Consider the following 15,103-nt stretch of genomic DNA (forward strand, 5'->3'; position numbering starts at 1 on the left):
AAAGGCATCAGATACTCTTCAATAGCACCATCAAAGCTAAATGAACGATAAAATAAAACCTTATCCTCAGCCGTCATGGCATAATATAGTTTATAAAACTGTAATCGGGATGCCAGTGATCTATTACTAATTTCTACGCCTTTGGGCTGTCCGGTACTTCCGGATGTATAAATTATATAAGCCAAATTCTCCCCAGCTGAGATTCTGTGGATTGATTCCGTTGATTCACGAGCTATTACATCCCAGTCGCGGTCTAATAAAATAATATCTAAATTCGCTTTATCTGGAAATGCAACTAAGCTCTTACTATCACTAAGTAAAAATTTCACACCTGAATCCTCTAACATATAAGCTATACGGTCTGCCGGGTACTCCGGATCGATTGGAACATAAGCACCTCCTGATTTCAATATCCCTAAAATACCAATAAGCATCTCGAAAGAACGATTAATACAAATACCTATCAGATCTTCTTTTCCGACTCCTTTATTTATCAAAAACCTTGCGAACTGATTGGATTTCACATCCAAATCCTCATAAGTCAGTTCCTGATTATTAAAAATAACCGCTGTCGCTTTTGGTCTTTCAGACACCTGTTCTGAAAACAAATCTATAATTGTCTTGTCCTTAGGATAATCAATAGAAGTAGCATTAAAAACATTCAGTAATTGATGTTCTTCTTCCTGAGGTAATATTGATAATTTACCTATTGGTTTATTGATATCTCTAATAATATTCTTCAATAACTCCTGGTAATGCAAAAGCATTCGATCGATCGTAATCTTGTCAAATAAAGCCGTACAGTAATTTACTGTTAGTAAAATACCATTGCTGTTTTCTGCTACACCAAGGGTTAAATCAAACTTGGAAGTAACCGTATCAAACTCGTATTCCGAAATAATAATATCATGTAATCCCCTGTCTTTTTCTCCCTGACTATCAACTTCATTTTGCAATACAAACATAACCTGAAACAATGGACTCATGCTCATATCACGGCTTGTAACCACACGATCAACAACCTTCTCAAATGGAGTTAACTGATGATCATACCCCTCCAGAGTGGTCTGTTTTACTCTCGACAACAAATCCTTAAAACTCGGATCTCCGCTTAAATCACTGCGAAGTGCCAAAGTATTGACAAAAAAACCGATCATTCCTTCTAAATCAGACTGGGTTCTATTGGCTATTGGTGTTCCTACGCAAATATCATCCTGTCCGCTGTAGCGTGATAACAAAATCTTAAAGGCCGATAGCAATAACATAAACAGCGTTACACCTTCTTCTTGGCATATAGAACTTAGTGAAGTGCTTATTTTTTTATTCAATTCTAAGGAAATACTTCCTCCTGCACTGCTCTGTACAGAAGGTCGTGCATGATCTGTCGGTAAGGACAAAGTGCTTACATTGTTTAGTTTTGCTTCCCAGTACGATAACTGATTATCTAAAACCTCGCCTTCTAAATAATTGCGCTGCCAAATGGCATAATCGGCATATTGTAAATGAAGCTCGGGTAAATCAGGAGTGCTGTTCGATTTCAGAGCGCTGTACAGCTCCACAAATTCATTAACCAAAATTCCCCCCGACCAGCCATCACTTGCAATATGGTGGAAAACACAAGCTAAAACATATTTCTCATCTCCTAATGTATATAAACATGCTCTTAATTTATAATCATTTGACAGATTAAAAGGAGTATTTAGATATTTATGTAAGTGCTTCTCCAGCATTTCTTCATCTGATACTGCCTCTTGTTCCAAAAACCAATCCCCTGCCTCAACAACCTCCTGATACCCAATCCCATCTTCTGATAAAAGATTCGTGCGTAATACTTCATGACGCGAAACAATAGTCTGTAATGATTCCTCTAAAATTGAAATATTTAATGCTCCATCTAAACGTAACACCAGAGGCATATTATATTCTCCGTTACCGCCCAACTGATCCAGAAACCATAAACGCTCCTGACTATAAGATAAAGGAATTTGTTTGAGAAGACTTCTATCAAATGGCTTTACAGTATGCTTTCCTAATCCCTTATTGTTATTTCTATTTACTTCAAATTTTTCAAGATGTTTAATAATAAGATCTTTATTATTTTTTACATCTGATAACAATGTATCATTAATATTCTCGTTTTCTGATTTCAAAACCAAGTTACCGCCTTCTAACTCTAACCTCACCCCCTCATCTTGAGCTCTTTTTAAAAGATTTAATATTTTGTCCATTATATTGTTATTATTTTTTTATAAGTGATGTCTTGGCTTTCTTTTTCTTTAATTTCTTTATGCCTCAAATAGGTCCCTAATTCTTCTATTCTTGTGAATTCAAATATATCTTTGATTGTAATTTCAATCTCAAATTCCTTACGGATCATTGAAACTAAACGCGTAGCCAGCAAACTGTGACCTCCGAGTTCGAAAAAGTTATCATGAATCCCTATTTGTTCTACACCTAACAGGTTTTGCCAGATTGCTGCTAATTGGGCTTCTGTTTCATTGCGCGGAGCGACGTATTCGGTACTCGATAAGTCTGAACCATCCGGATCCGGCAATGCTTTTTTATCCAGCTTTCCGTTACTGGTGAGCGGCATTTTTTCTAAAGTCACCCACAATTGAGGAACCATGTATTCCGGTAAGCTTAATTTTAATTGATTTTGTAGTCGCTCTTTGTCTAATGCTCCTTCTAAAACTACATAACCTACCAGACGTTTATTGCCTGCTGTATCTTCTTTTGCCAAAACACAACATTGGTTTACGCCCGCTAAAGAAGATAAGGCGTTTTCGATCTCGCCTAATTCTATTCGATAGCCGCGAATTTTAACCTGATCGTCTTTTCTGCCAATGTATTCTATGTTGCCATCCGAAAGCCAACGTGCTAAATCGCCTGTCTTATAAATTCGCTCTCCCTCTTTGAATGGATTTGCTATAAATTTTTCCTTTGTTAATTCTTCCTTGTTCAAATATCCTCGGGCTACCTGAACTCCTCCAATACACAATTCGCCAATTACACCTATTGGTACTAATTGATTTTGATGATCTAAAACATATAAACTGGTATTGGCTACCGGTTTTCCAATTAAAACCTGAGATAAAACATCTTCCAGAGGTACTTCCCATGAACTCACATCAATTGCAGCTTCTGTAGGACCGTATAAGTTATCTAATCGAACATTCCTGAATTTTTCCTTAAATAAGAGTACCTGATCTACTTGTAAAGCCTCTCCACTACACAGAACCTGTTTTAACGATTTACAGTCTCCTAAGTTAATATCTTCTAAGAAAACCCTCAGCATCGAAGGAACAAAATGAATCGTCGTGATGTTTTCCTTTTCTATAATCTGTTTTAAATATTCAACATCTTTATGTCCTTCGGGTTTGGCAAAAACCAATCGTGCTCCACAGCTAATAGCCCATAAAAATTCCCATACCGATACATCAAAACTAAAAGAGGTTTTCTGTAGAATTGCATCATCACTCTTAAGCTGATAATGGGATTGTGTCCATAATAGACGATTCACAATACCACTATGTTCATTCATCACTCCCTTAGGTGTACCGGTACTTCCTGAGGTATATATCACATACGCTAAATTAGAGGCTGTCAATACAGTACTAAGCGCTGTTGTTGGATACCCTGAGATAAGTTCCCAATCTTTATCCAGACACAGAACGGATATATCCTCACCTCTGTTTATAACATTACAACTGGTTTGACTGCTTACAACCAAATCAATACCAGCATCTTTAAGCATATAAGCGATACGATCTGTTGGATATTCCGGATCGATAGGAACATAAGCGCCTCCTGATTTTAAGATCCCAAGGATACCAATTAGCATTTCTAAACTGCGCTCCAGACAGATCCCTACAAGAGCATCGGGTTTTACACCCTGCTCACGTAAATAATATGCCAATTGATTCGAACGTTGGTTTAATTCTTTGTAGGTTAGTTTTTCATCCTCATAAACAACTGCAACAGCATTAGGTGTTTGCTTAACCTGCTCTTCGAATAAATCAACAATTGTTTTATCTGATGGATAGGCAGCTTCAGTGTTATTGAAAACATTCAATAATTGATGCTCTTCTGCCTGGGTAAGCATCGACAGAGTACTGATTGGTTGTTTGATATTGCCAACAATACTTTGCACTAATTCCTGATAATGCAGCAGCATACTCTCGATTGTAGCCTTATCAAATAAAGCTGTACAATAGTTTAAGACTAATGAAATACCATTGTTATTTTCTGATGCACTAAATGTCAAATCAAACTTAGAACTAACCGTATCAAACTCATATCCGGAAATAATAATATCATGTAATTCGTTCTCTTTTTGGACTTGATTATCTCCTTCATTTTGTAATACAAACATCACCTGAAACAACGGACTCATGCTCCTATCACGGCTTGTAACCACACGATCAACCACCTTCTCAAATGGGGTTAACTGATGGTCGTAACCTTCTAAAGTGGTTTGTTTTACTCTTGACAACACATCTCTAAAACTCGGATCGCCACTCAAATCACTGCGAAGCGCCAAGGTATTGACAAAAAAGCCAATCATTCCTTCTAATTCTGCTTGCGTTCGATTTGCAATTGGTGTTCCAACACAAATGTCTTCCTGACCACTGTAACGCGATAACAAGATCTTAAAAGCGGATAATAAAAGCATAAATAATGTTACTCCCTCCTCTTTACAGATAGCATTTAATGAAGTTTTAAGCTTCTGGTCTAAGGCTAAAGAGACAGCTGCTCCTGCATTGCTCGGAACTGAAGGACGGGGATAATCTGTTGGTAAGGACAAAGTGCTTACGTCACTTAGTTTGGATTCCCAGTACGACAACTGATCCTCTAAAACTGCTCCTTCTAAATAGTTACGCTGCCAAATCGCATAATCGGCATATTGTAAATGAAGTGTTGGTAGATTAGGTGTGCTGTTGGATTGTAATGCACTATATAATTGTGTAAACTCATTCACCAAAATTCCCTCCGACCAGCCATCACTGGCGATATGATGAAACACGCATGCCAGCACATATTTCTGATTCCCTAAAGTGTATAAACACGCTCGCAGTTTGTAATCTTTTGATAAATCAAAAGGTTGATTGACATAGTCGGCGATCTGATTTTTTAAGACGAGTTCATCCGATATGATCTCTGTATCCAGTGACCAGCCTTCTGCACTGATGATTTGCTGATAAGCGATGCCTTCTTCTGATAAAAGCATGCTGCGTAAGACCTCATGACGCGAAACAATACCATGCAGGGTTTGTTCCAGCAGCGATATCTCTAAAGCGCCTTCTAAGCTCAAAACTATAGGGATATGGTATTCGGTACTGCCCTGAAGCTGATCCAAAAACCATAGTCGTTCCTGACTATAAGATAAAGGGATTCGCTCCGGACGCTCTCCCCTTGTAATAACCGGAAGTAAAACACCTTCTGACTGAGATGATAAATGAGTTCCTAATTCCGAAATCGTGGTATGTTCAAATACTTCACGGATAGAAACTTCTCTTTTTAAATCCTTACGAATCATTGAAACTAAACGCGTAGCGAGCAAACTGTGACCGCCAAGTTCGAAGAAGTTATCATGAATTCCTACTTGTTCTACCCCTAACAGGTTTTGCCAGATTTCTGCTAATTGCGCTTCTGTTTCGTTGCGTGGTGCTACATATTCTTTACTCGATAGTTCTGAACCATCCGGATCTGGTAATGCTTTTTTATCCAGTTTTCCGTTACCGGTTAATGGCATTGTATCTAAAGTTACCCATAATTGAGGAACCATGTATTGTGGCAGACTTAATTTTAATTGGTTTTGTAATTGCTCTTTGTTCAATGCTCCTTCTAAAACTACATAACCAACCAGACGTTTATTGCCTGCTGTATCTTCTTTGGCCAGAACACAACATTGTGAGACTCCTTCTAAAGAAGATAAGATGTTTTCAATCTCACCTAATTCTATTCGATAGCCGCGAATTTTAACCTGATCGTCTTTTCTGCCGATATATTCTATGTTTCCATCCGGAAGCCAACGCGCTAAATCTCCCGATCGGTATAATCTGGAAGTTTTATCCACACTAAACGGATTCGCTATAAACTTCTCATTGGTTAAGTCTTCTCTATTTAAATAACCTCGTGCTACTCCTGCTCCCGAGATACACAATTCTCCTTCTACTCCTATGGGAACCAGATTTAAATGAGCATCCACTATGTAACATCCTAAAGTTGGAATTGCAGTACCTATATTACTGATCAGACTCTGTGTATCTGACTCTGTAATCTCTTTGTAAGTGACATGTACAGTTGTTTCTGTGATGCCATACATGTTGATCAGTTTACAATCTACATAAGAACGCTTCCATCTTTCCAAATAAGTGGAATTCAGCGCCTCTCCTCCAAAAATTACGTAACGCAGAGAATGTAATGAATTTTTGGATAAAAATTCTTCCTGAAGTACGTAAAATGAACCTGGTGTCTGATTTAAAACTGTTACGCCTTCTTTTATTAGTAATTCCTTAAAAGAAACAGCATCTTTTGTTAGGGACTTAGGAACAACCACTAAACGGCCTCCATGTAATAAGGCTCCATACATTTCCCATACTGAGAAATCAAAACAAAAGGAATGGAACAAAGTCCAGACATCACCGGATCCAAAATCATATAACGGGGATTCGTTTTTAAATAATCGAACTACATTTTTATGCGTTATCAAAACTCCCTTAGGTGTACCGGTACTTCCTGAGGTATATATCACATATGCTAAATTAGAGGCTGTCAATACAGTACTAAGCGCTGTTGTTGGATACCCTGAGATAAGTTCCCAATCTTTATCCAGACACAAAACGGATAGTTCTTTATTGATAACATTACAACTGGTTTGACTGCTTACAACCAAATCAATACCAGCATCTTTAAGCATATAAGCGATACGATCTGTTGGATACTCCGGATCAATAGGAACATAAGCACCTCCTGATTTTAAGATCCCAAGGATACCAATTAGCATTTCTAAACTGCGCTCCAGACAGATCCCTACAAGAGCATCGGGTTTTACACCCTGCTCGCGTAAATAATGCCCTAATTGATTCGAACGTTGGTCTAATTCTTTGTAAGTTAGTTTTTCATCTCCGTAAACAACTGCAACAGCATTAGGTGTTTGCTTAACCTGCTCTTCGAATAAATCAACAATTGTTTTATCTGATGGATAGGCAGCTTCAGTGTTATTGAAAACATTCAATAATTGATGCTCTTCTGCCTGGGTAAGCATCGACAGAGTACTGATTGGTTGTTTAATATTGCCAACAATACTAGCAAGTAACTCCTGATAATGCAGCAGCATACTCTCGATTGTAGCCTTATCAAATAAAGCTGTACAATAGTTTAAAACTAATGAAATACCATTGTTATTTTCTGATGCACTAAATGTCAAATCAAACTTAGAACTAACCGTATCAAACTCATATCCGGAAATAATGATATCATGTAATTCGTTCTCTTTTTGGACTTGATTATCTCCTTCATTTTGTAATACAAACATCACCTGAAACAGCGGACTCATGCTCCTATCACGACTTGTAACCACACGATCAACTACCTTCTCAAATGGGGTTAACTGATGGTCGTAACCTTCTAAAGTGGTTTGTTTTACTCTTGACAACACATCCTTAAAACTCGGATCGCCGCTCAAATCACTGCGAAGCGCCAGAGTGTTGACAAAAAAGCCAATCATTCCTTCTAATTCTGCTTGCGTTCGATTTGCAATTGGTGTTCCGACACAAATGTCTTCCTGACCGCTGTAACGCGATAACAAGATCTTAAAGGCGGATAGTAAAAGCATAAACAAGGTTACTCCTTCTTCTTTACAGATAGCATTTAATGAAGTTTTAAGCTTCTGGTCTAAGGCTAAAAAGACAGCTGCTCCCGCATTGCTCGGAACCGAAGGACGGGGATAATCTGTTGGTAAGGACAAAGTACTTACGCCACTTAGTTTGGATTCCCAGTACGACAACTGATCCTCTAAAACTACTCCTTCTAAATAGTTGCGCTGCCAAATCGCATAATCGGCATATTGTAAATGAAGTGTTGGTAGATTAGGGGTGCTGTTGGATTGTAATGCACTATATAATTGTGTAAACTCATTCACCAAAATTCCCTCCGACCAGCCATCACTGGCAATATGATGGAAAACACAAGCCAGCACATATTTCTGATTCCCTAAAGTGTATAAACACGCTCGCAGTTTATAGTCTTTTGATAAATCAAAAGGTTGATTAACATAGTCGGCGATCTGATTTTTTAAGACGAGTTCATCCGATATGTTCTCTGTATCCAGTGACCAGCCTTCTGCACTGATGATTTGCTGATAAGCGATACCTTCTTCTGATAAAAGCATACTGCGTAAGACCTCATGACGCGAAACAATACCATGCAGGGTTTGTTCCAGCAGCGATATCTCTAAAGCGCCTTCTAAACTCAAAACTATAGGAATATGGTATTCGGTACTGCCCTGAAGCTGATCCAAAAACCATAGTCGTTCCTGACTAAACGACAAAGGAATTCGCTCCGGACGCTCTCCCCCTGTAATAACTGGAAGTAAAACACCTTCTGACTGAGATGATAAATGAGTTTCTAAGTCTGAAATCGTGGTATAGGCAAAAACATCCGCAATTTCAATCTCTTTAGAGAGTTCTTTACGGATCATCGAAACTAAACGCGTAGCGAGCAAACTGTGACCTCCGAGTTCGAAGAAATCATCATGAATTCCTACTCGTTCTACCCCTAACAGGTTTTGCCAGATCTCGGCTAGCTGTGTTTCTGTATCATTACGAGGAGCTACATATTCTTTACTCGATAGTTCTGAACCATCCGGATCTGGTAATGCTTTTTTATCCAGTTTTCCGTTATCAGTTAATGGCATTGTATCTAAAGTTACCCACAATTGAGGAACCATGTATTGTGGCAGACTTAATTTTAATTGGTTTTGTAATTGCTCTTTGTTCAATTCTCCTTCTAAAACTACATAACCAACCAGACGTTTGTTGCCTGTTGTATCTTCTTTAGCCAGAACACAACATTGATTTACACCCGCTAAAGAAGACAAGGCGTTTTCAATCTCCCCTAATTCTATTCGATAGCCGCGAATTTTAACCTGATCGTCTTTTCTGCCGATATATTCTATGTTCCCATCCGGAAGCCAGCGTGCTAAATCCCCTGTCTTATACATTCGTTCGCCTTCTAAAAAGGGGCTGTCGATAAATTTCTCATTTGTTAGTTCTTCTCGATTTAAATATCCTCGCGCTACCTGAATACCTCCTACACACAATTCTCCTGTTACTCCTATTGGTAATAATCCTAAAGCCTCGTTTACTATATAGATATGGGTATTTCCCACTGGACGGCCTATATGGATGCGATCTAAGGATTCATAGTGGGTAACCTCTAATACACTACAGCCAATAGTGGATTCAGTAGGTCCATATTCGTTAAACAGTTTAACCGATGGATCCAATTCTCCTAAATGAGACAGATCGGAATGGGTTAATTGTTCGCCACCGATGATGAATCTTTTTAATGGAGAATGACCTAAGTCTCTGAAAAAGGACAAATGTGACGGGGTTAATTTTATAGAGGTAATAGCATCATTTGAAACAATGGCCTTCAATACGGAGCTAACATCATTATCTTTATAGATGTGCAGTTGTCCTCCTGTTAAAAGTGTCAAATAGATACTGGTCTGGGTTAAATCAAAGGATAAGGAGCTAAATAGGGGGAAACTCTGAGCGTTATCCCCGTCTCCATAATGTGAGATACTGTACGATAAGTAGTTCACCAAACTGTTATGCTCGATCATTACTCCTTTTGGATTTCCTGTACTTCCTGAGGTATAAATGACATAAACCAAATCTGATAATTGGATGGTGTTGGTTTTTAAAGCCGGGAATGATGAAGCCTGGCTTAATACGCTATCAAATTCTACGTCGATAGAAAAAATAGGAACTGCATATTCTATTACATCAAATAAGCTTTCCGATTCTATAATCAGTAATTTTACATTAGCATCTTTGACTAGAAAAGATTTGCGATTCTCCGGATATTCTTTATCGATCGGAAGGTAACAAGCACCCGCTTTTAGTGTTCCAATTATTGAAATAATAGACCAGATACTGCGATCTAACATCAGACCTACAATATCATTGGAGGTGACATGGTAGTGATTTTGTAAGTATAGCGCCAGGTCATTGGATTTTGCATCTAATTCCTGATAGCTTAATGTTTCGTCTCCACAAACAACTGCGATAGCAGCCGGGGTTTTCTTTACCTGCTCTGTAAATAAATCAACTATTGTTTTATCTAATGGATATGCTGCAGTTGTGTGATTGAATACATTGAGTAGTTGATGCTCTTCTGCCGGAGTAAGCAGAGACAGGTTTTTTACAGGCTCTGTAATATTCTTTGCAATATTTTGTAACAGTTCCTGATAATGCAATAGCATTCGCTCTATTGTTGTTTTTTCAAATAAAGCGGTGCTGTATACCATGTTCAATGAGATACCTCCCTGGTTTTCTGATATATTGAACAATAAGTCAAACTGAGAATTTACCACTTGGGTATCATAAGAGGATAAGCTGAGACCTTTTAGAGCAACAGGGTTGCTTTCCTGATTATTCTGTAAAGAAAACAATACCTGAAACAATGGACTCATGTTTCTATCACGGGTTGTAATTACCCGATCTACTACTTTCTCAAATGGGGCTAACTGATGGTCGTAGCTCTCTAAAGTGGTCTGTTTTACTCTTGACAATAGATCCTTAAAACTCGGATTGCCGCTTAAATCACTGCGAAGGGCCAGGGTGTTGACAAAAAATCCGATCATGCCCTCTAAATCCGATTGGGTTCTATTGGCGATTGACGTTCCTACGCAAATGTCTTCCTGACCGCTGTAACGCGATAATAAGACTTTAAAAGCCGATAATAATAGCATAAACATCGTTACGCCTTCTTCTTTACAGATCGTGTTTAATGATGCGCTCAGCTTTTGGTCTATCTCTAAAGAAACAGCTGCTCCTGCATTGCTTGGAACCAAAGCACGGGCATAATCTGTTGGTAAGGATAAAGTGCTTACTCCTTTTAGTTTGGATTCCCAATAGGATAACTGATCCTCCAGAACTGCTCCTTCTAAATGTTTGCGCTGCCAAATGGCATAATCGGCATATTGTAAATGAAGTGTTGGTAGATTAGGGGTGCTGTTGGATTCAAAGGAACTGTATAGTTCCATAAATTCATGAACCAAGATTTCCCCCGACCAGGCATCACTGGCGATATGATGGAAAACACAGGCCAAAACATATTTCTGATTCTCTAAGGTGTATAAACACGCGCGCAGTTTATAGTCTTTAGATAAATCAAAAGGTTTATGGGCATAGTGGGCGATATGATTTTTTAATACTAATTCATCCGATACCGTATCCGTATCCAGTGACCAGCCTTCTGCACTGATGATTTGCTGATAACCGATACCTTCTTCTGATAAAAGCATGCTGCGTAAGACTTCATGGCGCGAAACAATACCATGAAGAGTTTGTTCCAACAGCGATATATCTAAGGCCCCTTCCAAACTCAAAACTATAGGGATATGGTATTCGGTACTGCCTTGAAGTTGATCCAAAAACCATAATCGTTCCTGACTAAACGATAAAGGAATACGAGCCGGACGTTCTTCTGCAACAATACCTGGTAATAAAACCACTCCAGACTGTGCCGCTATATGGGCTGCTAAGTCTGAGATTGTGGCATGTTCAAATACTTCGCGGATGGATACTTCTATTATTAACTCCTTACGGATCATTGAAACTAAACGCGTAGCCAGTAAACTGTGACCTCCGAGTTCGAAAAAGTTATCATGAATCCCTATTTGTTCTACACCTAACAGGTTTTGCCAGATTGCTGCTAATTGGGTTTCTGTTTCATTGCGCGGAGCGACGTATTCGGTACTCGATAAGTCTGAACCATCCGGATCCGGCAATGCTTTTTTATCCAGCTTTCCGTTACTGGTGAGCGGCATTTTTTCTAAAGTCACCCACAATTGAGGAACCATGTATTCCGGTAAGCTTAATTTTAATTGGTTTTGTAATGTCTCTTTGTTCAATTCTCCTTCTAAAACTACATAACCTACCAGACGTTTATTGCCTGCTGTATCTTCTTTGGCCAAAACACAACATTGGTTTATGCCCGCTAAAGAAGATAAGGCGTTTTCGATCTCGCCTAATTCTATTCTATAGCCGCGAATCTTAACCTGATCGTCTTTTCTGCCAATGTATTCTATGTTGCCATCCGGAAGCCAACGCGCTAAATCGCCTGTCTTGTAAATTCGCTCTCCCTCTTTAAATGGATTTGCTATAAATTTTTCCTTTGTTAATTCTTCCTTGTTCAAATATCCTCGGGCTACCTGAGCTCCTCCAATACACAATTCGCCAATTACGCCTATTGGTACTAATTGATTTTGATGATCTAAAACATATAAACTGGTATTGACTACCGGTTTTCCAATTAAAACCTGAGATAAAACATCTTCCAGAGGTACTTCCCATGAACTCACATCAATTGCAGCTTCTGTAGGACCGTATAAGTTATCTAATCGAACATTCCTGAATTTTTCCTTAAATAAGAGTACCTGATCTACTTGTAAAGCCTCTCCACTACACAGAACCTGTTTTAACGATTTACAGTCTCCTAAGTTAATATCTTCTAAGAAAACCCTCAGCATCGAAGGAACAAAATGAATCGTTGTGATGTTTTCCTTTTCTATAATCTGTTTTAAATACTCAACATCTTTATGTCCTTCGGGTTTGGCAAAAACCAATCGTGCTCCACAGCTAATAGCCCATAAAAATTCCCATACCGATACATCAAAACTAAAAGAGGTTTTCTGTAAAATTGCATCATCACTCTTAAGCTGATAATGGGATTGTGTCCATAATAGACGATTCACAATACCGCTATGTTCATTCATCACTCCCTTAGGTGTACCGGTACTTCCTGAGGTATATATCACATACGCTAAATTAGAGGCTGTCAATACAGTACTAAGCTCTGCTGTTGGATAACCTGAGATAAGATCCCAATCTTTATCCAGACACAGAACGGATATATCCTCACCTCTGTTTATAACATTACAACTGGTTTGACTGCTTACAACCAAATCAATACCAGCATCTTTAAGCATATAAGCGATACGATCTGTTGGATATTCCGGATCGATAGGAACATAAGCGCCTCCTGATTTTAAGATCCCAAGGATACCAATTAGCATTTCTAAACTGCGCTCCAGACAGATCCCTACAAGAGCATCGGGTTTTACACCCTGCTCACGTAAATAATATGCCAATTGATTCGAACGTTGGTTTAATTCTTTGTAGGTTAGTTTTTCATCCTCATAAACAACTGCAACAGCATTAGGTGTTTGCTTAACCTGCTCGATAAATAAATCAACAATTGTTTTATCTGATGGATAGGCAGCTTCAGTGTTATTGAAAACATTCAATAATTGATGCTCTTCTGCCTGGCTAAGCATCGACAGAGTACTGATTGGTTGTTTGGTACTGCTTACAATACTTTGCAATAATTCCTGATAATGCAGCAGCATACTCTCGATTGTAGCCTTATCAAATAAAGCTGTGCAATAATTTACCGTTAATGAAATACCATTGTTATTTTCTGATGCACTAAATGTCAAATCAAACTTAGAACTAACCGTATCAAACTCATATCCGGAAATAATGATATCATGTAATTCGCTCTCTTTTTGGACTTGATTATCTCCCTCATTTTGTAATACAAACATCACCTGAAACAACGGACTCATGCTCCTATCACGGCTTGTAACCACACGATCAACTACCTTCTCAAATGGGGTTAACTGATGGTCGTAACCTTCTAAAGTGGTTTGTTTTACTCTTGACAACACATCCTTAAAACTCGGGTCACCGCTCAAATCACTGCGAAGGGCCAGGGTGTTGACAAAAAAGCCAATCATTCCTTCTAATTCTGCTTGCGTTCGATTTGCAATTGGTGTTCCAACACAAATGTCTTCCTGACCACTGTAACGCGATAACAAGATCTTAAAAGCGGATAATAAAAGCATAAACAAGGTTACTCCCTCCTCTTTACAGATAGCATTTAATGAAGTTTTAAGCTTCTGGTCTAAGGCTAAAGAGACAGCTGCTCCTGCATTGCTCGGAACTGAAGGACGCGGATAATCTGTTGGTAAGGACAAAGTGCTTACGCCACTTAGTTTGGATTCCCAGTACGACAACTGATCCTCTAAAACTGCTCCTTCTAAATAGTTACGCTGCCAAATCGCATAATCGGCATATTGTAAATGAAGTGTTGGTAGATTAGGTACGCTGTTGGATTGTAATGCACTATATAATTGTGTAAACTCATTCACCAAAATTCCCTCCGACCAGCCATCACTGGCAATATGATGGAAAACACAAGCCAGCACATATTTCTGATTCCCTAAAGTGTATAAACACGCTCGCAGTTTATAATCTTTTGATAAATCAAAAGGTTGGTTGATATAGTGGGCGATCTGATTTTTTAAGACGAGTTCATCCGATATGATCTCTGTATCCAGTGACCAGCCTTCTGCACTGATGATTTGCTGATAAGCGATACCTTCTTCTGATAAAAGCATACTGCGTAAGACCTCATGACGCAAAACAATGGTCTGTAATGCTTCTTCTAAAATTGAAATACTTACTGTTCCATCTAAATGCAGCACAATGGGCATATTATATTCTGCACTACCGCCAAACTGATCCAAAAACCATAAACGCTCCTGACTAAACGATAGTGGAATTTTAGTAAAAGTATTCCTATTGTAAGGAGTAATCTTTTTTAATAATTCTTCTGTTGTATTTTCATCCTGATACTTTTTTAGATACTGAATAATTAATTCCTTATTATTTTTTATCTCCAAAAGTATGGCCGGATCTATGTTGGTATTTGATTTAACACTTAATAAATCACCGTTTAATACTAATTTTATTCCTTCTTTATTTAATCTTTCAAAAAAACTTGAAAATTCCATGTGCATTATTAA

General features: G+C 38.4%; 2 protein-coding genes (1 of these 2 running past the window's edge). Both read right to left on the reverse strand.

What is annotated here, in order from left to right:
- Window positions 1-2,228: the 5' portion of a non-ribosomal peptide synthase/polyketide synthase gene (locus M4I44_RS16690; protein WP_249965449.1), read on the reverse strand. Its footprint begins 13,819 nt before the window's first position; the window shows 2,228 of its 16,047 coding nt (coding positions 1-2,228); the start codon lies at window positions 2,226-2,228; the stop codon falls past the left edge of the window.
- Complete coding sequence (locus M4I44_RS16695; RefSeq protein ID WP_249965450.1) at window positions 2,228-15,091, reverse strand: non-ribosomal peptide synthetase; 12,864 nt, start codon at window positions 15,089-15,091, stop codon at window positions 2,228-2,230. Before M4I44_RS16695 ends, M4I44_RS16690 begins: the two co-directional genes overlap by 1 nt.
- Window positions 15,092-15,103 lie beyond the last annotated feature (12 nt).

Source organism: Flavobacterium sp. B183 (assembly GCF_023539155.1).
Classification (GTDB): Bacteria; Bacteroidota; Bacteroidia; order Flavobacteriales; family Flavobacteriaceae; genus Flavobacterium; species Flavobacterium tructae.

What these genes read in the sequence shown, in the direction of transcription:
- M4I44_RS16695 (WP_249965450.1), bottom strand. Translation starts at nt 15,091, where the DNA reads ATGGAATTTTCAAGTTTTTTTGAAAGATTAAATAAAGAAGGAATAAAA.